The 25,572-nt window shown below is 69.1% G+C and carries 21 protein-coding genes; 10 read left to right on the top strand and 11 right to left on the bottom strand.

The window, feature by feature from the left end; all coding sequences use genetic code 11:
- Window positions 1-5: 5 nt before the first annotated feature.
- The gene (locus tag ACZ5MJ_RS14540) at window positions 6-632 is read right to left on the bottom strand and encodes a LemA family protein (RefSeq protein ID WP_464220215.1); all 627 of its coding nucleotides are present in this window, start codon (window positions 630-632) and stop codon (window positions 6-8) included.
- Between the two features lie 120 nt (window positions 633-752).
- On the bottom strand, window positions 753-2,045 hold the full coding sequence (hemL, locus tag ACZ5MJ_RS14535) for a glutamate-1-semialdehyde 2,1-aminomutase (RefSeq protein ID WP_464220213.1): 1,293 nt from the start codon (window positions 2,043-2,045) through the stop codon (window positions 753-755).
- Between the two features lie 241 nt (window positions 2,046-2,286).
- Between hemL and ACZ5MJ_RS14530 the strand changes: the two genes are divergently transcribed.
- The 6 genes from ACZ5MJ_RS14530 to ACZ5MJ_RS14505 all read left to right on the top strand — a co-directional run bounded on the left by ACZ5MJ_RS14530 (window position 2,287) and on the right by ACZ5MJ_RS14505 (window position 12,676).
- Entirely contained in the window at window positions 2,287-2,457 is a 171-nt protein-coding gene (locus ACZ5MJ_RS14530; protein ID WP_010813017.1) for a rubredoxin, read from the top strand.
- A 365-nt stretch (window positions 2,458-2,822) separates the two neighbouring features.
- Window positions 2,823-3,326 (top strand): response regulator, encoded by a 504-nt coding sequence (locus ACZ5MJ_RS14525; RefSeq protein WP_464220212.1) that lies wholly within the window; start codon window positions 2,823-2,825, stop codon window positions 3,324-3,326.
- Between the two features lie 34 nt (window positions 3,327-3,360).
- Window positions 3,361-3,732 carry a response regulator gene (locus ACZ5MJ_RS14520; protein WP_464220211.1) on the top strand — a complete coding sequence of 124 codons (372 nt, stop codon included), beginning with the start codon at window positions 3,361-3,363 and terminating at the stop codon, window positions 3,730-3,732.
- A gap of 55 nt (window positions 3,733-3,787) precedes the next feature.
- Complete coding sequence (locus tag ACZ5MJ_RS14515) at window positions 3,788-4,348, top strand: chemotaxis protein CheW (protein ID WP_464220210.1); 561 nt, start codon at window positions 3,788-3,790, stop codon at window positions 4,346-4,348.
- A gap of 110 nt (window positions 4,349-4,458) precedes the next feature.
- On the top strand, window positions 4,459-6,672 hold the full coding sequence (locus ACZ5MJ_RS14510) for a methyl-accepting chemotaxis protein (RefSeq protein WP_464220208.1): 2,214 nt from the start codon (window positions 4,459-4,461) through the stop codon (window positions 6,670-6,672).
- A 127-nt stretch (window positions 6,673-6,799) separates the two neighbouring features.
- Window positions 6,800-12,676 carry a hybrid sensor histidine kinase/response regulator gene (locus tag ACZ5MJ_RS14505; protein ID WP_464220206.1) on the top strand — a complete coding sequence of 1,959 codons (5,877 nt, stop codon included), beginning with the start codon at window positions 6,800-6,802 and terminating at the stop codon, window positions 12,674-12,676.
- Window positions 12,677-12,791: 115 nt separating this feature from the next.
- On the opposite strand, the gene ACZ5MJ_RS14500 is transcribed toward ACZ5MJ_RS14505, so the two are convergent.
- From ACZ5MJ_RS14500 to ACZ5MJ_RS14480, 5 genes are all read right to left on the bottom strand, one after another.
- The gene (locus tag ACZ5MJ_RS14500) at window positions 12,792-13,214 is read right to left on the bottom strand and encodes a hypothetical protein (protein ID WP_464223728.1); all 423 of its coding nucleotides are present in this window, start codon (window positions 13,212-13,214) and stop codon (window positions 12,792-12,794) included.
- Window positions 13,215-13,655: 441 nt separating this feature from the next.
- The gene (locus ACZ5MJ_RS14495) at window positions 13,656-14,963 is read right to left on the bottom strand and encodes an MFS transporter (protein ID WP_464220204.1); all 1,308 of its coding nucleotides are present in this window, start codon (window positions 14,961-14,963) and stop codon (window positions 13,656-13,658) included.
- A gap of 88 nt (window positions 14,964-15,051) precedes the next feature.
- Window positions 15,052-15,810, bottom strand: coding sequence for an SDR family oxidoreductase (locus tag ACZ5MJ_RS14490; RefSeq protein ID WP_464220203.1), 759 nt, complete (start codon window positions 15,808-15,810; stop codon window positions 15,052-15,054).
- Between the two features lie 55 nt (window positions 15,811-15,865).
- Entirely contained in the window at window positions 15,866-16,108 is a 243-nt protein-coding gene (locus tag ACZ5MJ_RS14485; protein WP_010813008.1) for a hypothetical protein, read from the bottom strand.
- On the bottom strand, window positions 16,101-17,537 hold the full coding sequence (locus ACZ5MJ_RS14480; protein ID WP_432259441.1) for an aldehyde dehydrogenase family protein: 1,437 nt from the start codon (window positions 17,535-17,537) through the stop codon (window positions 16,101-16,103). The genes ACZ5MJ_RS14485 and ACZ5MJ_RS14480 overlap by 8 nt, the downstream gene beginning before the upstream one ends.
- Window positions 17,538-17,740: 203 nt before the next feature.
- Between ACZ5MJ_RS14480 and ppa the strand changes: the two genes are divergently transcribed.
- Both ppa and ACZ5MJ_RS14470 read left to right on the top strand, forming a co-directional pair.
- Window positions 17,741-18,268: an inorganic diphosphatase gene (gene ppa / locus ACZ5MJ_RS14475; RefSeq protein WP_115214961.1), complete on the top strand. Its 528-nt coding sequence runs from the start codon at window positions 17,741-17,743 to the stop codon at window positions 18,266-18,268.
- Window positions 18,269-18,392: 124 nt separating this feature from the next.
- The gene (locus ACZ5MJ_RS14470; RefSeq protein WP_464220201.1) at window positions 18,393-18,965 is read left to right on the top strand and encodes a cytochrome b; all 573 of its coding nucleotides are present in this window, start codon (window positions 18,393-18,395) and stop codon (window positions 18,963-18,965) included.
- A 16-nt stretch (window positions 18,966-18,981) separates the two neighbouring features.
- Here ACZ5MJ_RS14470 and ACZ5MJ_RS14465 read toward each other — a convergent pair whose 3' ends face one another.
- A complete protein-coding gene (locus ACZ5MJ_RS14465) occupies window positions 18,982-20,235 on the bottom strand; it encodes a GNAT family N-acetyltransferase (RefSeq protein ID WP_464220199.1) in 1,254 nt (417 codons plus the stop codon).
- Window positions 20,236-20,449: 214 nt separating this feature from the next.
- Between ACZ5MJ_RS14465 and ACZ5MJ_RS14460 the strand changes: the two genes are divergently transcribed.
- Window positions 20,450-22,498, top strand: coding sequence for an NAD(+) synthase (locus ACZ5MJ_RS14460; protein WP_464220198.1), 2,049 nt, complete (start codon window positions 20,450-20,452; stop codon window positions 22,496-22,498).
- A 249-nt stretch (window positions 22,499-22,747) separates the two neighbouring features.
- Complete coding sequence (glnK, locus tag ACZ5MJ_RS14455; RefSeq protein WP_006162803.1) at window positions 22,748-23,086, top strand: P-II family nitrogen regulator; 339 nt, start codon at window positions 22,748-22,750, stop codon at window positions 23,084-23,086.
- Between the two features lie 62 nt (window positions 23,087-23,148).
- Here glnK and ACZ5MJ_RS14450 read toward each other — a convergent pair whose 3' ends face one another.
- The 3 genes from ACZ5MJ_RS14450 to trxB all read right to left on the bottom strand — a co-directional run bounded on the left by ACZ5MJ_RS14450 (window position 23,149) and on the right by trxB (window position 25,567).
- Window positions 23,149-23,790: a trimeric intracellular cation channel family protein gene (locus ACZ5MJ_RS14450; RefSeq protein WP_464220196.1), complete on the bottom strand. Its 642-nt coding sequence runs from the start codon at window positions 23,788-23,790 to the stop codon at window positions 23,149-23,151.
- 13 nt (window positions 23,791-23,803) lie between these two features.
- Window positions 23,804-24,478, bottom strand: a complete 675-nt coding sequence (locus ACZ5MJ_RS14445) for a Smr/MutS family protein (RefSeq protein WP_464220194.1) — start codon at window positions 24,476-24,478, stop codon at window positions 23,804-23,806.
- A gap of 123 nt (window positions 24,479-24,601) precedes the next feature.
- Window positions 24,602-25,567: a thioredoxin-disulfide reductase gene (gene trxB / locus ACZ5MJ_RS14440; RefSeq protein WP_464220192.1), complete on the bottom strand. Its 966-nt coding sequence runs from the start codon at window positions 25,565-25,567 to the stop codon at window positions 24,602-24,604.
- Window positions 25,568-25,572 lie beyond the last annotated feature (5 nt).

Here is a 25,572-nt window from a genome sequence, read left to right as displayed (position 1 = left end):
CCGCCTCAGAACTTGACCGCGGGCGGCGTGGAGATGGCCTTCTCGTTTTCCACCGCGAACGACGGCTTGACCGGGTACTTGAAGATCATCGCCGTCAGGTTGGTCGGGAAGCTGCGCGCCAGGATGTTGTATTGCTGCACAGCAGCGATATAGCGCTGGCGGGCCACGGTGATGCGGTTCTCGGTGCCCTCGAGCTGCGACTGCAGGTCGCGGAAGGAGGCGTCGGCCTTCAGCTGCGGGTAGTTCTCGGACACGGCCAGCAGGCGCGACAGCGCGCCGGACAGCTCGCCCTGGGCTTGCTGGAAGCGCTTGAAGGCCTCGGGGTCGTTCAGAGTCTCGGGCGAAACCTGGATGCTGGTGGCGGCGGCGCGCGCCTTGGTCACGGCCTCGAGTGTCTCGCGTTCGTGCGTGGCATAGCCCTTGACCGTGTTGACCAGGTTGGGGATCAGGTCGGCGCGGCGCTGGTACTGGTTGATGACCTCGCCCCAGGCTGCCTTGACCGCCTCGTCCCTGGCCTGGAAGTCGTTGTAGCCGCAGGCGGACAGCAGGCTGGCCACGACGGCCAGCAGCAGCCAGCGCAAGACTGACATCGGCGAACCGTTGGACAGGGAAAGGGGCGAAGATGCGCGCATCGGAGACTCCGGCGGTTGGACGAATCCCAAGTGTAGCGCACCGCCCTTGCCGCCATGCGCGCGGGCGGCGGCGCACCGGGCGCCGCCTGCCGCGGGGGTCTAAGGCTGCCGCAAGCTGCCTCAGCCCGCCGCGAATGCCTTGCGCGCGGCGTCGAGCGTGGCCGCCAGGATGGCGTCGTCGTGCTGCGCCGAGACAAAACCGGCCTCGAAGGCCGACGGGGCCAGGTAAACGCCATGATCCAGCATGGCGTGGAAGAAGCGGTTGAAGCGCGCGGTGTCGCTCGTGGTCACTTCTGCGAAGCTGCCCGGCACGCCGTCGCGGAAGTAGATCCCGAACATGCCGCCGATCGCGTCCGCCGCGAACGGCACCCCGGCGGCCCGGGCGGCTTCGGCCAGGCCGTCGGCCAGCTTGCGGGTCTGCGTGGCCAGGCGGTCGTAGAAGCCGGGCGCCTGGATCAGCTTGAGCGTGGTCAGGCCCGCCGCCACCGCCAGCGGGTTGCCCGACAACGTGCCGGCCTGGTAGACGCCGCCCAGCGGCGCCAGCCTGGCCATGATGTCGCGGCGCCCGCCGAAGGCCGCCGCCGGCATGCCGCCGCCGATCACCTTGCCCAGGCAGGTCATGTCCGGCCTGATGCCGTAGTGTGCCTGCGCGCCGCCCAGCGCCACGCGGAAGCCGGTCATGACCTCGTCGAAGATCAGCACCGCGCCGTCGCGGGTGCACAGTTCGCGCATGGCCTGCAGGAAGGCATCGCTGGCGCGCACCAGGTTCATGTTGCCGGCCACCGGCTCGACGATCACCGCGGCGATCTCGCCGGCGTGCCTGGCGAAGGCCTGTTCCAGCTGCTCGACGTTGTTGTACTCCAGCACCATGGTGTGGCGGGTCACGTCGGCCGGCACGCCGGCCGAGGAGGGCGCGTTCCGGGTGGTGTCGGCAAAGGTCAGCAGGCCGGAGCCGGCCTTGACCAGCAGGCTGTCGGCGTGGCCGTGGTAGCAGCCTTCGAACTTGATGATCAGGTCGCGGCCGGTGAAACCGCGCGCCAGGCGCAGCGCGCTCATGGTGGCTTCGGTGCCGGACGAGACCAGGCGCACCTGTTCGATCGAGGGCACCAGCTTGCAGATTTCCTCGGCCATGGTGATCTCGGCCTCGGTCGGGGCGCCGAACGAGAAGCTGTGCGCGGCGGTTTCCTGTACCGCCCGCACCACTTCCGGATGGGCGTGGCCGACGATCATCGGGCCCCATGAGCCGATGTAGTCGATATAGCGCTGGCCGTCGGCATCCCACATATAGGCGCCCTCGGCGCGCGTGATGAAGCGCGGCGTGCCCCCCACCGAACGGAAGGCGCGCACGGGCGAATTGACGCCCCCGGGAATGGTCTGCTGGGCGCGGTCGAAGAGCTGCTGATTACGGGACATGGCGGTGAGGTGTGGACAACAACTGCGGGGATCGTGTGCGGCGGGCCCGGGACTTATCGTTGACATGCGGCAAAAACAGCAAAAATTCGCTGCAATTGCCCACTAATCAGGTGCTAACAGGGCGCTAACATGCGCGAACACGGCGGAACTGGCACGATTCTGGCGGCCGCTGGCTGGCGCCGGCGGCACGGTTTCGGTACCATCTGCGCTGGATTTTAATGGAGAGTGGCCAGAGCCTGTTATGGAATACAAGACTTGGATGTGCCTGATCTGCGGCTGGATCTACGACGAAGCCGCAGGCGCGCCGGAAGACGGCATCGCCCCCGGGACCCGGTGGGAAGACGTGCCCATCAACTGGACCTGCCCGGAATGCGGCGCGCGCAAGGAAGACTTTGAGATGGTCGCCATCTGAGGCGGCCTCTCCTGTTAGAAGAACAATAGGGCCCCATTACGGCGGGCGGGGCGGTCGGGGCGGTCGCGCGCGTCGCGCCAATGCGACAGAACGCTGGCAGGGGCTGGCCTGACCGGATTGACGGCCCCCCGGCGTCTTGTCACACTCTGTTGCAAAATGAATGGCCGTCCATCCGCCTTTGGTAGGGAGGACGGCGGGCAGATGCGGGTACCACGCGTCGCCGCTGCCGGGCACGGCCTGGCCTTGCAAGGGAAGCAAGATTTTTTCGGGGGTCCGTCGGGGCGCGCATGGGTCGCGTTGCTCCGCACGGGTGTTCTCTGGTGCTTGCCGGCACTCCGCTTGGGGTAGCCGGTCGCGGGAACAACATGCGGGTCGCTCAGACAGAAGAAAACCAGCGGGTCAATACCGCCGGCGTCCAGGTTGTGGCGCCTGGCGCTCCTATTCCAGACACCACGCCGGACACCATGGCGCAACCGCGCCGCAAGGTGCTGGTCGTCGATGATTCCAGCACCATCCGCCGCACCGCGGAGATCTTCCTGTCGCAGGCGGGATACCAGGTGATGCTGGCCGAAGACGGCTTCGAGGCGCTGGCCAAGGTCGGCGAGCTGCACCCGGACCTGATCTTCTGCGACATCCTGATGCCCCGGCTGGACGGCTACCAGACCTGCTCCCTGATCAAGAAGAGCGCGCGCTTCCACGCCATCCCGGTGATCATGCTGTCCTCGCGCGACGGCGTGTTCGACCGCTCGCGCGGCCGCCTGGTCGGCGCGCACGACCATCTTGCCAAGCCTTTTACCCGCGACGCGCTGCTGCAGGCCGTGCAGGCCTGCCTGCCATGCCTGGCCGCGGGCGATGCGTTGCCTGCCTGAAGGGCACGCCCGGTACGAATCGAAGGAAAACCTCATGACCACCATTAACAAGATCCTGATCGTCGACGACTCCCCGACCGAAGCCCTGTTCATGTCCGACCTGCTCGGCAAGCGCGGCTTCAAGGTCTCGGTTGCCAGCAACAGCGAACAGGCCTTCGCGCGCCTGCAGGCCGAGAGCTTCGACCTGATCCTGATGGACGTGGTGATGCCCGGCCAGAATGGCTACCAGGCCACCCGCGCGATCAAGCGCGACGACCGCTTCAAGGACATCCCCGTGATCATGTGCACCAGCAAGGGCCTGGACACCGACCGCATCTGGGGCATGCGCCAGGGCGCGTCGGACTACATCGTCAAGCCCGTCGACGGCGAAGAGCTGCTGGGCAAGATCGCCGCGCTGACGCACTGAGCTGCCAGCGCAGGCCGTACGGGAAGCCATCGCCACCTGTTCCGGGGACCGCCAGATGAACGCGCCACGCCAAGACCTCCGCGCCCGCCAGACCCGCCTGCAGGACTACCAGGCCATGCTGGCCCGGCGCCTGCGCGAGGCGCGCAGCCTGCCCGCGGCCGACAGCTACCTGGCGCTGCAGGTCGGCGCGCGCAACTGGCTGCTGCCGCTGGCCGATACCGGCGAAGTGCTCGACATGCGCCAGCCCAGCCCGGTGCCGCTGACGCAGCCGTGGTACAGCGGGCTGGTCAATGCGCGCGGCAGCCTGCTGGGCGTGATCGATTTCAGCCTGTTCTGCGGCGGCGCGCCGACGCCGCTGCAGCCCGGCAGCAAGATCGTGGTGCTGTCGCGTGAGGCGGAGCGCGCCTGCGCGATCCTGGCCACGCGCGTGGCGGGTTTGCGCCATGCTGCCGACCTGAGCCTGCCGCACGGCGACGCGCCGCCGCCGCCGGACCGCACGCCGGCATGGGAAGGGCAGCGCTTTGGCGACCGCGAGGGGCGCGACTGGCAGGTGCTGGACGTGCGCGCGCTGCTGGATGCGCCGGCCTTCCTGCAGGTGGGACGGGCCAGCGCCTGACGCGCGCGCCGCGTCACACGAACAAGAAACAATAACGACGCGCAGGCCGCCGCCTGCCGCACCCGGCACGAGCCGCCGGGCATGACAACGAACAAACGGAAGAGGGTGCCATGGGTTTCAAGAAATTCAGCCTGGGCCGGCGCACGCCGGCAGCCGACGCCGCCACCGGCCTGGTGAGTGGGCCTGGCATGGCCTATGCCGGCAACCCGGAACCCGCACCCACGCCGCCGGCCGCCGAGGGGCTGGGCGCGCCGCCGCTGCAGCATGTCGCCCGCTGGCTCGGACGCATCCCGTTCTCGTCGCAGCAGCGGCTGCTGACAGTGGGCGTGGTGGTGTCGCTGGTTGCGCTGCTCGGCTCGGTGTACCTGGATAACCGCATCGCCAACAACGCCGCCGCGCAGATCGAGATCGCCGGCGACATGCTGATGCACTCGCAGCGCCTGGGCAAGGCCGTGCCGGTGGCGCTGCTGGGCAATGCGCAGGCCTTCACGCAGCTGCGCCAGTCCAAGGACGCGCTGGCGGACGACCTGAAGGCGCTGCAGGAAGGCAGCGACGACAAGCACGTGCGCGCCACCGCCGGCGCGGCCGAGCCCTTGCTCGAGACCGCGATGGAGTCGTGGAAGCGCTCCGAGAAAAGCGCCGCCGACGTGCTGGCGCAGCAGCCGGTGCTGACCACCATCGGCCAGACGCTGCAGATCTTCAACGCCTCCAACCCCGAACTGCTGGAATCCGCCGAACAGGTGGCCGCGATCAAGCTGCAGTCCGGCGCCAATGCGCGCGAGGTGGCGGCATCCGCGCAGCTGGTGATGCTGACGCAGCGCCTGGGCAAGAACCTGAACGAGTTCCTGGCCGGCGAAGGCGTCAACCCCGAGACCGCGTTCCTGCTGGGCAAGGACACCAACACCTTCCGCGAAACGCTGGACGGCCTGCTCAACGGCAGCGAGGCGCTGCGGCTGTCGGCGGCTACCGATGAAGAGACGCGCGGCTACCTGCAGCAGCTGTCGCAGCGCTTTGAAGCCGTGCAGAAGACCACGCAGACCATCCTGCAGAACCTGCCAGGCCTGATCGCGGCCAAGCGCGCCCAGCAGCAGATCTTCAACGACAACGAGGCGCTGCGCGGTGAACTCTCCACGCTGCAGCGCGCCTATGCGCAATCGGCACGGTCGCGCCCCGTGACGCTGGGCGCGACCGTGGTGTCGGCGGCGCTGACGCTGCTGTGCCTGGTGGGCCTGGCGGCGCTGTACCTGCGCGATTCGCGCATGCGCGCGCTGGAAGCCGAGGCGCGCGAGCGCGAGGCCGAGTCCCGCCGCCTGGACGAAAAGCGCAACAACGACAATACCCAGAAGGCCATTCTGCAGCTGATGAACGAACTGCAGGATATCGCCGACGGCGACCTGACGCGCCAGGCCACGGTGACCGAGGACATCACCGGCGCCATCGCCGACTCGGTGAACTACACGGTGGAAGAGCTGCGCGAACTGGTCGGCCGGGTGCAGCAGACCGCCGGCGAGGTGACGCAGGCGTCGGGGCAGGTGCAGTCCACCTCGACCCAGCTGGTGTCGACCACCGAAGAGCAGTCGCGCCAGATCCGCCAGACCGGTGAATCGGTGGTGGAGATGGCCGACCGCATCACGCAGGTGTCGCGCGGCGCGGCCGAGTCCGCCAACGTGGCGCGCGCCTCGCTGGCCGCGGCCGAGCAGGGCCAGAACGCGGTGCAGAACGCCATCACCGGCATGAACGACATCCGCGAGCAGATCCAGGAAACCTCCAAGCGGATCAAGCGCCTGGGCGAGTCGTCGCAGGAAGTCGGTGAAATCGTCGAGCTGATCTCGGACATTACCGAGCAGACCAACGTGCTGGCACTGAACGCCGCCATCCAGGCCGCATCGGCCGGCGAGGCCGGGCGCGGCTTCTCGGTGGTGGCGGAAGAAGTGCAGCGGCTGGCTGAACGCTCCGGCGAGGCCACCAAGCAGATCGGCGCGCTGATCCGCACCATCCAGACCGATACCCAGGACGCCGTGCACGCCATGGAACGCAGCACGCAGGGCGTGGTGGAGGGGGCGCGGCTGTCGGACAATGCCGGTGCCGCACTGGTCGAGATCGGGCGCGTGTCGCGCCAGCTGGCCGAGCTGATCGAGCAGATCTCGAAGTCGACCTCGCACGAGGCCGACCTCGCCACCACCGTGGCCCGCCATATCGAACGCATCCTGCAGGTCACCGAGCAGACCACCACCGGCACGCGCCAGACCGCGCAGTCGGTGCGCCAGCTGACGCTGCTGACCGAAGAGCTGCGCAACTCCGTGTCGCGATTCAAGATCGCCTGAGTGGCCGGATGACGCCTGCGACCGCTTCCGCGCACCGCGGCCCCGTGTTTTATGCCAACTCCGCGCCCGCCGCCCGCTGCGGCGGGCTGCTTGCGGCCGCCGTTGCGGCGCCGCACTGGAAGCCGTCATGTCCCTGAATTTCCCTGTCCCGCGCGATGGCGCCGGAGCCGGTGCTCCGGCTGAGCCGTTCGCCATGTCCGCTCCAGAGCCGGCGCCACTGCCGGCCAGCGCAGACTTTCTGCCCGACACCGGCGGCGCCGCGCGCGACCTGTCCGGCCTGGCGTGGCTGGCGCCCAGCCTGCGCGGCGCGCTGGAAGATGCCGCCGTCGAGCTTGGCCACTATGTCGATGAAGTGCGCCAGGCGCCCGAGGCGCTGGGCGCGCGCGACACCACCTCGCTGCGGCTGGCCGGCCAGCACCTGCACCAGGCCGCCGGCGCGGTGCATATCGTCGGCCTGCGCGGGACCGATCCGTATTGCCAGGCGCTGCGCCGCCTGCTCGATGCCATCGACGCCGGCACCATTGCCGCCGGCCCCGAGGCGCTGGCGGTGTTCCGCGCCGGCGTGCAGGCGCTGGCCGAATATGTCGACGACCTGATGGCCGGCGACGACGAAGCGCCGCTGCGCCTGTTCCAGCCCTATGTGGACGTGCTCGCGCTGCTGGGCGAGGAACGCGTGCATCCGGCCGACCTGTGGCTCGATGAACTGCAGATGCTGCCCGGCATGCTGCTGCCGGCAAGAGGCCCGGCAGCGGTCACGCGCGCGCGCCAGCAGTTTGAATCGGCTTTGCTCAAGGCCTTGCGCCTGCCCACGCCCTGCACCGACGCGGCGCTGCTGCGCGAAGCCTGGTTGCCGCTGTGCGTGGCGCTGGACCACGTGCGATCCAATGAGCAGGAGCCGCGCCGCGCCTCCGATCATCCGGACCGCGACGTCTGGCACGTGCTGGGGCTGGTGTTCCGCGCGCTGGGCCTGGGCCTGCTGCCGTCCGACCTGCTGGCCAAGCGCTTCGCCGGCCGTGCCAACCTGCTGCTGCGCCAGTACCAGCAAGGCCATGTGCGCGTGCCGCAGGCGCTGCTGAATGATGCCGTGTTCCTGCTGGTCTGCACGGCGCTGGCGGAGGCCGGGGCCGGCTTCGATGGCGACGCGGCGGCGCTGCATGCCGATATCGCCCGCACGCTCGAGGCATTCCGCCTCGACTCCGCCCACGCGCAGGTCCCTGCCGATTTCCGGCTGCGCTACTACGGCTGGCTTGACCCGATCGACACGCGCAACCTGCAGCAGGCCGCCGCAGGGCTGGAGCGCGCCGCCGCCGCCGACCAGGCCACCTGGGAGATCGCGCTGGCCGCGCTGGCCGAGGCCGCGCAGCCGCTCGCGCAGCTGTCGCTGCAGCGTTGCCTGGCGCGGGCCGCCGCGCCGGGCAGGGAAACTGATGCCGGCGATGCGCTTGGCGCCGCTGGCATCGCGCTGTTCCTGTCGCGCGCGCTGGCGTTGCCGTGGCGCGTGCACGGGCGATCCGCGCATCCGGCCGCGGCGCGCTTTGCCGCGCAGTGCGATGCCCTGGCCGCGTGCCTGGCCGATCCCGCCGCGCCCGCGCCGGCGTGGCTCGCGCGCATGGTCGACGAAGCGCGCGCGCAGGCGCTGCGCAGCGAAGCCGTGGCGCAGCTGCGCACGCAACTGGACAGCGGCGAGTCGTGGCTGGACAGTTATGACCGCAACGCCGCGCGTGCCGATGGCGACGGGCACCTGCGCGACGCGTGCCAGGCCTTCGCGGCGCTCGGCGATACGCTGGCGCAGCTGCAGCCGTCGGCGGCGCTGCCGCCCGCGCTGGCCGACGATGCCGCGCGGGCATGCGCGGCCGTGCAGGCCGTCAATGCACGGCTGGCCGAGCCAGGCGACCTTGCCGATGCCGGCGCGCGGGCCGAGTTGCTGGGTGCGGTGGCGGCAGAGCTGGGCGTGGTTCACGCCTTTGCCGATGCCCTTGAATTTGGCCGCGTGCGCCGCGCCGACGCGCTCGCGGGTGCCGGCGCCGCCGAGGATGCGCATGCGCCGCAGCATCCGCTGGCCGCGGCGCGCGCTGCCGCGGACGAGGCGCTGCGCGCCGGCCCTGTTGCCGATGCACCGGCCGTGCAGCGCCTGCGCGCCGCGCTGCACGCGCTGGCTGACCAGGCCGCCATCGACGACGATGCCATGCTGCGCCGCCAGGCCGCCGACGCGACCACGCAGTGCAACGCCTGGCTGGCCGGCAGCGACGACGCCGGCGCGCGCATGGTGATGGTGCTCGCCGCCAGCCTGCCCGAGCCGGCGCCCGTTCCCGCCGGCGCCGGGTCCGATGCGCCGGCCATGCCCGCGGCCGGCGACCACGCGGCCATCGACGCGGAACTGCTCGACATCTTCCTGAACGAAGCCGACGAGGTGCTGGGCGGCATTGCCGGCGACCTCGGGGCGGGCGTCGAGGCGCTGCGCGATGCCGACATGCTCAGCCGCCTGCGGCGCGCCTTCCATACGCTCAAGGGCTCCAGCCGCATGGTCGGCCTGCATCGCTATGGCGAAGCGGCCTGGGCGGTGGAGCAGGTGATGAACCTGTGGATTGCCGAAGCGCGCGAACCGGTGCCGGCGCTGCTGTCGCTGCTGCGCCGCGCGCATGCCGAGCTGTCGGCATGGGTGGCGCGGCTGCATGGCGATGCGGCGGCCTGGCACGACATCGCGCCGCTGGTGGCGGCCGCCGAAGTGGTGCGCGATGCTGGCGTTGCCCAAGCCGTGGAAGCACCGCCGGCGTTGCCTGAAGCGGACGGCGACGACGCACAGCGGGATCAGGCTGCGCCGGCTGAGCCGGCCGACAGCAGCCTGGGCACCGGCATCGATGCCGGTGCGGCCGACGACAACGTGATCCCCTTCCGCCTGGCCGGCGGCCTCTCGGACGAGGACGATCACTACAAGGTCATCGGGCCGGTGCGCATCGGCCTGGCGCTGTACAACGTCTATTTGCAGGAGGCCGACGGCCTGTTGCGCCAGTTCGCCACCGATATCTCCGAATGGCGGCATGAAGGCCATCCATGCCCGAGCGAGCTGGGCCTGCGCGTCGCGCACACCCTGCAGGGCAGCGCGGCCACCGTCGGGCTGGAGCCGGTGCGCGAGATCGCCGAAGCGCTGGAAGCCCTGTTGCTGCAGCTTGGTTCGCACCCGGTGGCAATGCACCCGGGCGATTTCCGTCTGCTGGAGCAGGCGGTCGAGCGCCTGCGCGGCATGCTGCACCAGTTTGCCGCCGGCATCTGGCCGCAAGCCGATGCCGGCCTGTGCCGCAGCCTGGTCGAGTTCGGCGAACGCGCGCTGCTGCGTCCGCGCGTAGCGGTGCCCGCGCCGCAGGCGCCGGCCGAGCCCGACGGCTCGGTGGCGCAGCTGTTCGGCCAGGCGCCGCCGGCCGCGGAGGAAACGCCTGCCGCGCAGTCAGCGCCCGAGGCCGCCACGCAGCCGCCAGGCGCGCCAAATCACGCGGTCGTGATCGCGCTGTCGACTCCGCACCGTGCGCCTGCCGCGCCGGCCGCGGAAGCCGACAGCGCGCCGGATCCCGAGCTGGTGCAGATCTTCCTGGAAGAAGCGCAGGGCACGCTGCCGGAGCTGGGCAAGCTGCTGCGCGGCTGGGAAGCCACGCCCGAGGAGGCGCGCCATGGCGGCCTGGTGCTGCGCGCGCTGCATACGCTCAAGGGCAGTGCGCGCATGGCCGGTGCGATGGCGCTGGGGCAGGCTGCGCACGAAATGGAGACGCTGCTCGACGCCAGCCTGCGCGGGCAGGGGCAGCAGCCGGTCGGGCCGAAGCTGTTCGAGCGGCTCTATGCCTGGTACGACCGCATCCTGGCGCATGCCGAGGCGCTGCAGGCCGGCCGCCTGCTGCCTGCCGACGATCCCGATGTGGTCAACGGGCTGGCCGAGGCGCCGCAGGAAGCCGACGCCGCCATACCGCAGCCGGATGCCACCGAGGCTGCGGCATCCACGCCGAACCTGCCTGCCGCACCGGGGCCCGCCGATGTCATGGTGCCCATGCCGCCGGCCACGCCGCTCGCGCCGGCCGAACCGCAGCGCGCGCTGGTGCGCGTGCAGGCGCGCGCCCTCGACACGCTCATCAACGAAGCCGGCGAAGTCGGCGCCACGCGGGCGCGCCTGGACAGCGAGCTGGAGGCGATGCGCACCTACCTGGGTGAACTGAACGACAACGTCGCGCGCTTGCGCGGCCAGTTGCGCGAGATCGAGATCCAGGCCGAATCGCAGATGGCGTCGCGCATTGCCGACGCGCAGCACAAGCAGGAGTTCGATCCGCTCGAGTTCGACCGCTTCACGCGCTTTCAGGAACTGACGCGGATGATGGCCGAGTCGGTCAACGACGTGTCCACCGTCGAGCAGAACCTGCAGCGCGGCTTCGACCGCGCCGCCGGCGACCTGGCCGCGCAGGCACGGCTGACGCGCGGGCTGCAGCGCGGGCTGATGCAGGCGCGCATGGTGCAGTTCGACGCCCTGGCCGAACGGCTCTATCGCGTGGCGCGCCAGGCCGCGGCCGAGACCGGCAAGGAAGTGCGGCTGCTGATCAAGGGCGGCACGGTGGAAATCGACCGCTCGGTGCTGGACCGCATGGCCGGCCCGATCGAGCACCTGATCCGCAACGCGGTCGTGCACGGCATCGAAGCCGCCGCGCAGCGCAGGGCCGCGGGCAAGGCCGCCACCGGCGCGCTGACGCTGGAGGTGCAGCAGGAAGGCAACGAGGTGGTGCTGCATTTCGTCGATGACGGCGGCGGGCTGGACCTGGCGCGCATCCGTGCGCGCGCGGTCGAGCGCCGCCTGCTGGCGCCGGACGACGACGCCAGCGAAGCACGCCTGACCGAGATGATCTTCACGCCGGGCTTTTCCACGGCCGAATCCGTGTCCGAACTGGCCGGCCGCGGCGTGGGCATGGACGTGGTGCGCGCCGAGACCGTGGCGCTGGGCGGGCGCATCACGCTGGCGTCCCGGCCGGGGCAGGGCACCACCTTTACCTTGCACCTGCCGCTGACCACGGCGATCACGCAGGTGCTGGTGATCTCACTGGGCGCGCGCCGCTATGCCGTGCCCAGCGGCATGATCGACCAGGTCCAGCAGTTGCGCGCACCGGCGCTGCTGGATGCGTACAACCAGGGCCGCCTCACCGTGGCCGGTGCCGAGGTGCCGTTCTTCTACTTCGGCGCGCTGCTCGAAGAGGGCAACGCGGTCATGGCGGGACGCAAGTATTCGCCCGTGGTGGTGGTGCGCAGCGGCGCCGAGCGCGTGGCGGTGCATGTGGACGATGTGGCCGGCAACCGCGAAGTGGTGGTCAAGCACATCGGCCCGCACCTGGCGCGCCTGGAGGGCATCGCCGGCGCGACCACGCTGGGCGACGGCGAGATCGTGCTGATCTACAACCCGGTGGTGCTGGCGCAGCGCCTGGTGCGCGAACGTGGCCAGCCGGTGCCGCAGGCCCTGCCGCAGACGCCGGCGCAACCTGCCGTGCCGGCGCAAATGGGCGCGGTCGCGGAGCTGGCGAGCGACGGCACGGCCGAGCCCGTGCGCGGCCTGGCCGTGCAGCCGACCGTGATGGTGGTGGATGATTCGCTGACCGTGCGCAAGGCCACCCAGCGCCTGCTGGGCCGCGCCGGCTACCAGGTGGTGCTGGCGCGCGACGGCGTGGATGCGCTCAAGCAGCTGCAGGACGTGATGCCGGACGCGATGCTGGTGGATATCGAGATGCCGCACATGGACGGCTTCGATCTCACGCGCAACGTGCGCTCGGACGCGCGCACCGCGCATATGCCGCTGGTAATGATCACCTCGCGCACGGCCGACAAGCACCGCCGCTATGCCGAGGAGATCGGCGTCAACGTGTACCTGGGCAAGCCTTATAACGAGGACGAGTTGCTGGGCACGCTGCACCGGCTGCTGGGTGAGCGGGCGGCGGGCACGGCGGGGTCGGTGGGGCAGATGCTGGGGGATGCGCCCGCAGGCTGAGGGTTTGCTCCCCTCTCCCGCAAGCGGGAGAGGGGAGCAGGCGGTCGGCATGCAAAGGACCGCGGCTTTCTCAGGAGCCTTTTTCCTTCTCCACAGGCCGCGCCGTTCCAGTCGACTACCAGCGCATCTGCGCGTTCTTGCTGCCGGTGCTGACCGTCGCGGTCCTGGTCCGGCCCTGGTAGGTCGCGCTTACGTTGTACGTGCCCGACGGCGCCTTCAGCAGGCAGCGCGGGCCGTCGGCGACGAAGCTGGCGACATCCCTGCCGCCGCGCGTCAGCTTGACGTCGACATCGGACAGGTACTCGCCGCGTGCGCCCTGCGTGAACAGCAGGCTCATGTTGTACTTGCGTGCCTGCGATTGCAGCGCGACCTGCTCGTCTTCGGCAACGCCGCCGCAGATATAGGCCACCGAGCCGGCGGTACGCTGCACCATCGCGTCGCGCGGTGGCGGCGGGGGCGGGACGGTCAGCGGCGGGCGCGGCGGCGCTGCGGCAGCAGGCGCGGCCATGCCGGGCGCTGGCTGTGTGGCGGGAGGCATGCTGCCGGCCGGCGGTGCGGCTGGCATCGTGGCACCCGGCGTGGGTGCCATCGTGCTGCCCGGGGCAGCTGGTGCCGGGGCGGCAGGCACAGCGTTGGCGTCCACCACCGGCGCCTGTGCATGACTGGCAGCCGGCATGATGGCGAGCAGCGCGACCACGCCAGCGCCGAGTGCGATGACCAGCCGCTTCGCGCGGGTGCGGCGTGCCACACGCGCTTCGACAACCTCCAGCGAACGGGTAGGGGCAAACGGGAGCAGTTGCGGCATCGTGGCCTCCTTGGGCAGGCTTCGGAATCAGATGCCCCGGAGGACCCCCTCGGGATCACTCCGGGTGCCTCTTTTCCATCCTAGGACCCAAGGGTGGGCGACACTGCCGGGTTTGGTCCTACATCCGCGTCAGCCGACGGCGCTTTCTTGCCGCCAGGCGGCGTGCGAGCGACTTCACTGCTGGCTTACCAGCCGCTTGGGAACCGACAGCGTCAGTGCAGCACCCAGCACCAGGCACGCCGCCAGCAGGTACATGCCGGAATCGGTGCTGTGCGTGAGGTCCTTGAGCCAGCCCACTGCATACGGGCTGAGGAAGCCGGCGAGGTTGCCCAGCGAGTTGATCAGCGCGATGCCGGCAGCCGCGCCGGTGCCGGCCAGGAATGCGGTGGGCAGGCTCCAGAACAGCGGCAGCGTGGTCAGGATGCCGATGGTGGCCAGCGTCAGCGCCACCATTGCCAGCGTGGTGTCGTTGTGCCATTGCACCGACAGCAGCAGGCCGAGCGAGCCGGCCAGCGCCGGAATCGCGATATGCCAGCGGCGCTCGCCGGAGCGGTCGGCGCTGTAGGCCACCAGCACCATGCCGATCACCGCGCAGCCATAGGGGATGGCGGTCAGCAGGCCGATATCGAGCGCGCCCTTGACGCCGGTCTGCTTGATGATGGTCGGCAGCCAGAAGCTGACGCCGTACAGGCCCATGACAAAGCAAAAGTAGATCGCGCTCATCAGCCACACGCGCGGGCTGGACATCACGGTGCGGATCGGCGGGTCTTCCTTGTGCGCATCCTCGCTGGCGATATTGCGCTCGAGCAGCGCCTTCTCTTCCGCCGACAGCCATTTGGCGTGGGCAATGCGGTCATCCAGGTAGGCCAGCACCCACAGTCCCACCAGGATCGACGGAATGCCCTCCAGCAGGAACATCCACTGCCAGCCGGACCAGCCGTTGTGGCCGTCGAAGCCCTGCATCACCCAGCCGGACAGCGGCCCGCCGATCACGCCCGACAGCGCGATCGCGGTCATGAAGAAGGTGGTCGTGCGTCCGCGCCGGTTGGCCGGATACCAGTAGGTCAGGTACAGGATGATGCCGGGGAAGAAGCCCGCCTCGGCGATGCCCAGCAGGAAGCGCAGCACATAGAACATGGTCGGCGTGGTGACGAACATCATCGCCGCCGAGATCAGGCCCCAGGTGATCATGATGCGCGCGATCCAGATGCGCGCGCCGACCTTGTGCAGGATCACGTTGCTGGGCACTTCAAACAGGAAGTAGCCGATGAAGAAGATGCCCGCGCCCAGGCCGTAGATGGTTTCGCTGAACTTCAGGTCGTTGAGCATCTGCAGCTTGGCAAAGCCCACGTTGACGCGGTCCAGGTAGGCCACCACGTAGCACAGCAAGAGGAAGGGCACCAGGCGCCAGCTGACCTTGCGGTAGGTGGCGTCTTCAAAGGCGGCGCCGCTGACGCCGGGGTTCACTGCGGTCGTTGTCATGCTGTCTCCTGAGGAAATGGCGTTTCTGTGTGACGCGTTTTTACAGCTACCGTACGACTAGGAAGGAAAGCAGGCGGGCGGCGCAGGCTCAGACGCAGCGGCCGCCGTCCACTTCAATACACGTGCCGGTGATAAAGGCCGCTTCGTCCGAGGCCAGGTACAGGCAGGCGTTGGCCACGTCCTTCGGGGTCGACATGCGGCCCATCGGGATGGTGGCGAGGAACCTGGCGCGGTTCTCGGGCGTGTCGGGCATGCCCATGAACTCTTCCAGCAGGGCGGTCGCGCCGATCACCGGGTTGACGCAGTTGACGCGGATATTGTCCTTGCCAAGCTCCGCGGCCATGGCCTTGCTGGCGGTGATCACCGCGCCCTTGCTGCCGTTGTACCAGACCAGGCCCGGGCGCGGCCGGATGCCGGCGGTGGAGGCGATATTGACGAACACGCCGCCGCCGCGCTGGCGGAAGTGCGGGATAAAGGCGCGTGCCGACCAGTAGATGCTCTTGACGTTGACGGCGAAGACGCGGTCGAACTCTTCCTCGGTGACGTCGAGGATGGGCTTGTTGCGATGGGTGGTGCCGGCGTTGTTGACGACGATATGCACGTCGCCGAAGGTGGCCAGCGCGGCTTCGCGCATGGCCTCGGTGTCGGCTTCGCGCGAGACGTCGGCGCGCACCGCGCGCGCGCGGCCGCCGGCGTCGCGGATCGCGGCCGCGACGCGTTCGGCGGCCTCCTCGCGCAGGTCGGCCACCACCACGTTGGCGCCTTCGCGCGCAAAGGTGTGGGCAATGCCTTCCCCGAATCCGGAACCGCCGCCGGTGACGATCGCTACCTTGTCGGCCAGTCTCATCGCTTGTCTCCTGGTGTCGTGATTATGTTCTGTTGATCAGTGCTGCACGGGGGGCCTAATGCGAGAACGGCCCCCGTCCGCGCAGCGCGTTGGCGACCATCATCAGCGCCAGCAGGAAGGGCAGCGCCACATACAGGCACCAGTGCACGCGGTCGCCCACGACGTCGCCCCACTTGCGCTTGAAGACCTGCAGCCGCGGCATGCCGGACGGGTTGGTGGCGCGCTTGTTGCGGACATGCCAGGCCATCCAGAAAAAGAAGATGGCAAAGGCGACGGACAGAAAATTGATGTTACCCATGTCGAATGGCGATAGTTTTCAGTGTGGTGAATCCGTACAGGGCTTCGAAGCCCTTCTCGCGGCCATAGCCGGACTGGCCGGTGCCGCCGAATGGCAGCTCGACGCCGCCGCCGGCACCGTAGTTGTTGATAAAGACCTGGCCCGCGCGCAGCTTGTGCGCCAGGCGCAGCTGGCGCCCGCCGTCGCGGGTCCAGACCCCGGCGACCAGCCCGTAGGGCGTGCCGTTGGCCAGCGCGATGGCCTCGGCCTCGGTGTCGAAGGGCATGGCCGCCAGCAGCGGGCCGAACACTTCTTCCTGCGCCAGCCGGTGTGCCGGCGGTACGTCGCGGAACAGCATCGGCACCTGATAGTAGCCGGCCTCCGGCGCCTCGGCCACGATCTGGCCCTGCGCCATCACGGCCACGCCGGCATGCTGCGCGTCCGATACGAAGTCCCACACGCGCTGCTGCTGCTTGCGGCTGATCAGCGGGCCGCACTCCAGGTCCAGCTCGGACGGGCCCACGCGCAGCGACTCGAACACCGATGCCAGCCGGTCCAGCAGCATGTTGTAAACCGGGCGCTCCACCAGCAGGCGGCTGCCGGCCGAGCAGGTCTGGCCGGCATTCTGCACGATGCCGTTGACCACCACCGGCACCAGCGCATCCAGGTCGGCATCGGCAAAGACGACCTGCGGCGACTTGCCGCCCAGTTCCAGCGTGACCGGGACGTGGTTCTCGGCTGCCAGCTGGGCCACCAGCTTGCCGGTCTGGGGCGAGCCGGTGAACGAGATATGGTTGATGCCCGGGTGGCGCGCCAGCGCGGCGCCGGCTTCATGGCCGTAGCCGGTGATGATGTTGAGCGCACCTTCGGGCAGGCCGGCCTCGGCGGCGATCTCGGCCACGCGCAGCAGCGACAGGCAGGCGTCCTCGGCCGGCTTGACCACGCAGGCGTTGCCGGCGGCCAGCGCCGCGCCCACGCTGCGCCCGAAGATCTGCAGCGGGTAGTTCCACGGGATGATGTGGCCGGTCACCCCGTGCGGCTCGCGCACCGTCAGCACGGTGTAGGCGGGGTTGTAGGGAATGGTCTGGCCGTGCAGCTTGTCGACCGCGCCGGCGTAGAACTCGAAGTAGCGCGCCACCGCGCAGGCATCGGCGCGCGCCTGGCGCAGCGGCTTGCCGGTGTCGCGGGCCTCGAGCGCGGCCAGTTCGTCCTCGTGGCCGATCAGCGCCACGGCGACGCGGTTGAGCAGGCGCACCCGCTCGGCCGGGGCCATCTGGCCCCAGGCGCCTTCGGCGGCCTGGCGCGCCGCATGGACGGCGACATTGATATCGGTGGCGTTGCCGCGCGCGATCTCGGCGAACGGCTCGCCGTTGGAAGGATCGAACACCTTGATGCGCAGGCCGTTGTCGGGCGCGATCAGGCGGTTGGCGACGAAATGCTGGGCGTGCATGGGTGACTCCGGGGCAGCAGGGTGCATCAGCAGGGCAGCACGGCGGCTGCGCTATTCAGTGACGGCTGAAGAATGCGCCATTATCGCCGACGCCGGCCAGCGTGCAATGCGCCGTGCCTGGCCCGCCTGTCAGCGTGCGGTCAGGCATGAGCCGCTATAATGCCCGCCATCCAACAACACACCGCAGGCATCTGGAGAACCGCATGAGCTTCAATCTCGTGTCCCCGGGCAAGGACATCCCCAACGATTTCAACGTCATCATCGAGATCTCGGCCCAGAGCGATCCGGTGAAGTACGAGGCAGACAAGGAAACCGGCCTGCTGTTCGTCGACCGCTTTATCGGCACCGGCATGCGTTATCCGGCCAACTACGGCTATATCCCGCAGACGCTGTCGGGCGACGGCGACCCGGTGGACGTGCTGGTGCTGTCGCCGTTCCCGATCCTGGCCGGCGCCGTGGTGCGCTGCCGTGCACTCGGCATGCTGAAAATGACCGACGAGTCGGGCGTGGACGCCAAGCTGGTCGCCGTGCCGCTGGACAAGCTGTCGCCGGCCACCGCCTACATGAAGGGCCTGTCGGATGTGCCGCAGAACATGCTGGACCAGATCAAGCACTTCTTTGAGCACTACAAGGCACTGGAAGCCGGCAAGTGGGTCAAGGTCGAAGGCTGGGCCGGCATCGAGGAAGCCCACAAGGAAATCACCGACGGCGTGGCCAACTACAAGAAGTAAGCTGAACCGCCGCTGAAGAAGCCCCGCTCCGGCGGGGTTTTTTATTGGTGCGCGCTTGATATACGCCAGCACCCGGGCAGGTACCTTGCGTTACGCTATGCGGGTGCCGACAAGAGGAGTCCCCATGAACCCCATCACCGAGATCCGGGCCTTGCCGCAGGTCCTGTCGCCGTCGCGCCGCTATGACCGGCTGGCGGTGTGCCTGCACTGGACGGTGTTCCTGCTGGTGGCGCTGGCCTATGCCGCCATCGAACTGAAGGGCAGCTTCGCCAGGGGCACGCCGCCGCGCGCGCTGGCCATGACCGTGCATGAATGGGCGGGCGCGCTGGTGCTGGTGCTGGCGGTACCGCGCCTGCTGTGGCGCCTGGTGCGCGGGGCACCCGCGCCGGAGCCGGGTCCCCGCTGGATGCAGCGGGCCGGCGAGGCCATGCACTGGGTGCTGTACCTGTTCATCCTGGCCCAGCCGCTGCTGGGGCTGCTGGCGCTGAATGCCGACGGCCACCTGCTGGCGCTGCCGTCGCTGGGGATAGAAGTGCCCGCGCTGGTCGCGGCCGACCCGGCGCTGAAGGACACCGTCAAGGACATCCACGAGACCCTGGGCACCGCCTTCTACCTGGTGATCGGGCTGCACGCGATGGCGTCGCTGTTCCACCATTACATGCTGGGCGACAACACGCTGCGGCGGATGTGGCGCTGAGCGCCGCGCCGCGTCCTCAGGCGCGGGCGAACGGGTTGCGTTCGCCCAGTTCATCCAGGTAGGCGTCGATGCCCTCGCGCTCGCGCTCGAGGAAGCGCTCCACCGCATCGGCAAAGGCGGGATGCGCCAGCCAGTGGGCCGAGCGCGTGGCCACCGGCAGGAAGCCGCGCGCCATCTTGTGCTCGCCCTGGGCGCCGCCTTCGAAGGTGCGGATGCCTTGCTCGATGCAGAATTCCAGCGGCTGGTAGTACGCGGTCTCGAAGTGCAGGCAGGCGTGGTACTCCAGCGCGCCCCAGTAGCGTCCGTAGAGCGTGCTGACTTCGGGCGCGTCGTCATAGACCAGCAGTGAGCTGGCGATGGGCTGGCCGGCGCGCTCGGCGATCACCAGCAGCAGGTGCTGCGGCATCGCGGCGCCGATGCGCCGGAAGAAATCCAGGTTCAGGTAGGGCGTGGAATGGTGCTCGCGGTAGGTCTGGCGATAGCACCGGTTGAAGAACTTCCACGCGTCGTCGTCGATCTGCGTGCCGCGCAGCCGGCGGAAGGTAATGCCGGCCTGCGCGACCTGGCGGCGCTCGGCGCGGATGTTCTTGCGCTTTTTCTGCGACAGCGTGGCGAGGAAGTCGTCAAAGCTGCCGTAGCCGTCGTTGGTCCAGTGGAACTGCACGCCGTGCCGCATCAGCATGCCGGCCTGCTGCATCAGGGCCGCTTCCGCCTCATCGGGGAACAGGATGTGCAGCGACGACATCTGGCTTTCGGCGACCAGCGCCAGCGCCATCCGCAGCAGCAGGCGCCGCGCATCGGCGTCTTCGGCCAGCAGCCGCGCGCCGCGCACCGGCGTGAACGGAATCGCCGCCAGCCATTTGGGGTAGTACTCGAGCCCGTTGCGGGCATAGGCATCGGCCCAGGCCCAGTCGAACACGTACTCGCCATAGGAATGCGCCTTGGCGTAGAGCGGCATGGCCGCGGCCAGCCGCTCCGGGTGGCCGTCCGTGGCCGGCGCCCATAAGGTCAGGTAGCGCGGATTCCACCCGGTCTCGGCGCAGGCGCTGCCGCTGGCGTGCAGGGCGTGCAGGAAGGCATGCTTGAGGAAGGGCGTGGCGTCGGCGTGGCGCGCCACCAGCGCGTCCCAGGCGGCGGCATCGATCTCGCCCAGGTCGGAGACGATCCCGGTACGGTATTCCTGCGCAGGATTGCCCGCCGCCTTGCGCTTGTGCGGTGCCGGCCGGCGCGGGCCCTTGCCCTCGCCGGGTACGCATGATTCAGACTGCATTGCCCCAGTTCCGTCTAGTTCGCGTCGGTGGATCGAGCGAGTCTACCGGAAACGATGCGCCGTTGCTGCGCTGCGCGGCAGGGGCGGGGCGAGCGTCGTAAAATGGAGCATCCTCGTCAATAGTGCTGTTCCGGGCATCCACGGATGCCGGGGCGACCAGCTGGCTGCGGCATATCCGCATGGTCAGCGCATGGTCCCAACACCAAGGCCCGACATGAAGAACCTGTTTTTCAACCTGTATTCCCACGGCTTTGCGCGTGTCGCGGTGGGCGTGCCAGTCTGCCGGGTGGCGGACCCGGCCTTCAACGCCAGCCAGACCATTGACCTGGCGGCGCAGGCGGCCCAGAAGGGCGCCGTGCTGGTGGCGTTCCCGGAACTGGGGATCTCGGCCTATACCTGTGACGACCTGTTCCACCAGCGCGCGCTGCTGGACGCCTGCGAGGCGGCGCTGGCCACCATCGTCGAGGCCTCGCGCAAGCTGCCGGCGGCGCTGATCGTCGGCATGCCGCTGCGGGTCGGGCACCAGTTGTTCAACTGCGCCGTGGTGATGGCGCGCGGGCGCATCCAGGGCGTGGTGCCCAAGACCTACCTGCCGAACTACTCGGAGTTCTATGAGGCGCGCCAGTTCAGTGCCGCCGACAATGCCGCGGTCGACGCCATCGAGTTGCTGGGCCAGGACGTGCCGTTCGGCGCCGGGCTGCTGTTCGATATCGAAGACATCCCCGACTTCCGCTTCCACGCGGAAATCTGCGAAGACGTGTGGGTCCCGATCCCGCCGTCGTCGTTCGCGGCGCTGGCCGGGGCCACGGTGCTGGTCAACCTGTCGGCCTCGAATATCGTGGTCGGCAAGGCGGGCTACCGGCACCAGCTGGTTTCGCAGCAGTCGGCGCGATGCCTGGCGGCCTATCTGTACACCTCGGCCGGCAAGGGCGAGTCCTCCACCGACCTGGCCTGGGACGGCCAGGCGCTGATCTGCGAGAACGGCGAGCTGCTGGCGGAATCCGAGCGCTTTGCCGACACCTCGCACCTGCTCTGCGCCGATATCGACCTCGAGCGGCTGTCGCGCGAACGCATGCACCAGGTGACCTTCGGCCACTCCGTGCGGCGGCACAAGGAAGAAGTGGACAAGTTCCGCGTGGTGCGCTTCCCGCTCGACCTGACGCTGGAAAAGTCGCTGCCGCTGGCGCGCAAGGTGGCGCGCTTCCCGTACGTGCCGGCCGATCCGCGCCAGCGCGACGAACGCTGCATGGAGGTCTACAACATCCAGGTGCAGGCACTGGTGCAGCGCCTGTCGGCCAGCAAGATCAGCAAGGTGGTGATCGGCGTGTCGGGCGGGCTGGATTCGACCCATGCGCTGCTGGTCTGCGCCAAGGCGATGGACCGCCTGGGGCTGCCGCGCGCCAATATCCTCGCCTACACCATGCCGGGCTTTGCCACCAGCGACCGCACCCTGCTGCAGGCGCGCCAGCTGATGCAGGTGGTGGGCTGCACCGCGACCGAGATCGATATCCGCCCGTCGTGCCTGGCCATGCTCAAGGACCTGGGGCACCCGTACGCCGCGGGCGAGAAGGTCTATGACGTGACCTTCGAGAACGTGCAGGCGGGCGAGCGCACCAACCACCTGTTCCGGCTGGCCAACTTTCACCACGCCATCGTGATCGGCACCGGCGACCTGAGCGAACTGGCGCTGGGCTGGTGCACCTACGGCGTGGGCGACCACATGTCGCATTACAACGTCAACGCCAGCGTGCCCAAGACGCTGATCTCGCACCTGGTGCGCTGGGTCGCCGAGACCGGGCAGGTAGGCGCGGGCGGCTCGGACGTGCTGCTGGCCGTGCTCGATACCGACATCAGCCCCGAACTGGTCCCGGGCGACAGCAACCACGGCCCGGAGCAGAAGACCGAGAGCACCATCGGCCCGTACGAACTGCAGGACTTCAACCTTTACTACACGCTGCGCTTCGGCTTTGCGCCGTCCAAGATCGCCTTCCTGGCGCTGCATGCCTGGGGCGACCGCGAGCACGGCGCCTGGCCCAACGGCCCGCACGTGGCGCGCAACCAGTACGGCTTGCCGGAGATCAAGCGCAACCTGGCGATCTTCCTGGACCGCTTCTTCCGCACCAGCCAGTTCAAGCGCTCATGCATTCCCAACGCGCCCAAGGTGGGCTCGGGCGGGTCGCTGTCGCCGCGCGGCGACTGGCGGGCACCGAGCGATTCGGAGTCGGTGGTGTGGCTGGCGGACCTGGAAAAAGTGCCGGACTGAACCCAGGGCCGGCACCGCCCCGGCGCCTGGGGTGGCGGTTTGTGCACAGCTTTTCCATGGGCTGTCCACAGGTTTATCCACAGGGCCGGAGCCTCCCCGCATGCGCGCTATCCAGCGCAGCGGGCGCGCCGGCGGCGGGGCTCGGGGAAATGCAAGCGGCCAAGGGCTGTTAAAATGCCAGCCGGAGAGCGCCGCGTCCGCGGCGATGCGCCGCCAGGCGCGTGAACAAACGATAAACAGGGGCCAGTCATGAAGCAGATTACCGCCATCATCAAACCGTTCAAGCTCGACGAGGTGCGTGAAGCCCTGGCCGACGTCGGCGTGACCGGGCTGACGGTGACCGAGGTGAAGGGATTTGGCCGCCAGAAAGGGCATACCGAGCTCTACCGTGGCGCCGAGTACGTGGTCGACTTCCTGCCCAAGATCAAGATCGAAGTGGTGGTGGCCGAGAACCAGCTGGACACCGTGCTGGACGCCATCGTCAAGGCCGCCCACACCGGCAAGATCGGCGACGGCAAGATCTTCGTCACCGAAATCGAACGCGTGATCCGTATCCGCACCGGCGAGCAGGACGAAGCCGCGGTCTGAGCCACCGGCCAGGACAGAAAATCGCCGCCTTGCAGGGCGGCGTTTTCATTGGTGGGCGCGACTCAGCTGGGCAGCTTCCACTCGTAGCGCACCGACACCAGCCGCATGGCGATGATCGCCAGCGCCCCGGTCAGCAGCGCTGCTTCCTGCTGCACCGCCAGCCAGGTCATGCCGACATAGATCCAGCAGCCGATGAAGGAGCAGGTGGCGTAGGGCGAGCGGTCGCGCAGGATCATCGGCACCTCATTGCACAGCACGTCGCGCACCACGCCGCCGAACACCGCCGAGATAATGCCCATCATCACCGCCACGGTGGGCGTCATCTGCGCCACCAGCGCCAGCGAGGCGCCGGTCACCGAGAACAGCCCCAGCCCGATGGCATCGGCCACGATCATGGCCCGGTCCGAGGCCACGCGGCTGACCACCCGCAGCACGAACGACGCGCCGAACGACATCGCGAAGATCAGCAGCACATAGCCTTCGTGGTCGACCCAGTAGAACGGGCGCCGGTCCAGCAGCACGTCGCGCACGGTGCCGCCGCCAAAGGCGGTGGCAAAGGCCACCACGAAGGTGCCGACCACGTCCAGGCGCTGCTTGCGCGCGTCGACCACGCCCGAGACCGCGAAGGCGAGCACGCCGATCACCTCCATGATGTGGAGGATCAGGGGCAGCCGCCCCATCAGCAATTCAAGCGGGAGATGCATCCGGGCGCGTGCGTCAGGTGCGCGGCTGGCGCAGCAGCACCATCAGCGCGCCGGCGCCGCCTTCGGCCTCGCGCGCCTGCACGAAGGCAAGCACTTCTTCCTTCTGCACCAGCCAGCTGCGCACCTTGCCCTTGAGCACCGGCAGCTTGTCGGGCGAGCCCAGGCCCTTGCCGTGGATCACGCGCACGCAGCGCACGCCGTTGCGCACCGAGCGGCGCAGGAACTCGGCCAGCGCCTCGCGCGCCTCGTCGCTGCGCAGGCCGTGCAGGTCGACTTTGTCCTGCGGCACCCATTCGCCGCGGCGCAGCTTGCGGACCACGTCCATGCCGATGCCAGGCCGGCGGAACGACAGCGTCTCGTCGGTTTCCAGCAGGCTTTCCACGTCGAAATCATCGGACAGCGAAGCCGCCAGCACCGCTTCGTCGTTGCGGCGCGACTGCACCGGCACGGGGGCCGGCTTGCTGGCGGGCAGCGGGGCGCGGTTGCGGTCGCGCAGCTGGCTGACCTGGCCCACGCTGGCGCGGAACACGTCGGCTTCCTCGCGGGCGCGCTGGGCTGCCTGCTCGGCGGCCAGGCGCTCGGCCTCGCGGCGCTCGGTGTCGGCCTTGAGGTTGTCGCGCAGCCTGGCAAGGTCGTTCAGGCCGAAGCGTTGGGGCGGTCGGTCGGGTTTGCGGGCGCCGTGCGTCATTGAAAATCTCCGGGGGCTCGGCGCAGATTATATCGACTGGCGGGGCGGCAGGAGGGCGGCAGGTGGTGCCGCGGGAGGCGCGCCGGCGGGCCGTGGCGGCCCGGCCGGCGGAGGGAGCTTTGCTTACTTCAGGGCTTCGACAAAGCGCTGGGCGTCCAGCGCGGCCATGCAGCCGGTGCCGGCGCTGGTGATGGCCTGGCGGTAGACATGGTCCTGCACGTCGCCGGCGGCGAACACGCCCGGCACGCTGGTGGCGGTGGCATCGCCCTGCAGGCCGGACTTGGTCACCAGGTAGCCGTTCTCCATGGCCAGCTGGCCGGTGAACAGGTCGGTATTGGGCTTGTGGCCGATGGCGATGAACACGCCCGCCAGCTTCAGGTCTTCGGCCTGGCCGCTCTTGGCGCCGCGCACGCGGATGCCGGTCACGCCGGATTCATCGCCCAGCACTTCGTCCAGCACGCTGTCGTAGCGGATCACGACGCGGCCTTCCTTTTCGCGCTGCAGCAGGCGGTCGACCAGGATCGGCTCGGCGCGGAAGCTGTCGCGGCGGTGGATCACGGTGACCTTGCTGGCGATATGCGACAGGTACAGCGCCTCTTCCACGGCGGTGTTGCCGCCGCCGACCACGGCCACTTCCTGGTTCTTGTAGAAGAAGCCGTCGCAGGTGGCGCAGGCCGACACGCCGCGGCCCATGAAGGACTCCTCCGACGGCAGGCCCAGGTACTGCGCCGAGGCGCCGGTGGCGATGATCAGCGCATCGCAGGTGTATTCACCGGCGTCGCCGATCAGGCGGAAGGGGCGCGCTGGCTGACCATTTTCATCGACCAGTTTGGCGGTGTGGATGTGATCGAAGATGATTTCGGTCTTGAATTCCTCGGCGTGCTCCAGCAGGCGCTGCATCAGCTCGGGACCCTGGACGCCCTTGGCATCGCCCGGCCAGTTCTCGACGTCCGTGGTGGTCATCAGCTGGCCGCCCTGTGCCAGGCCGGTGATCAGCACCGGTTCCAGGTTGGCGCGGGCCGCGTAGACCGCGGCGGTATAGCCGGCGGGACCAGAACCGAGAATCAGCACTTTTGCGTGTTTTGCCATGATGC

It is taken from the genome of Cupriavidus sp. LA-1 (assembly GCF_055385985.1).
The sequence above is the reverse complement of the archived record's forward strand: the minus strand, read 5'-3'. Positions and strand labels throughout refer to the sequence as shown.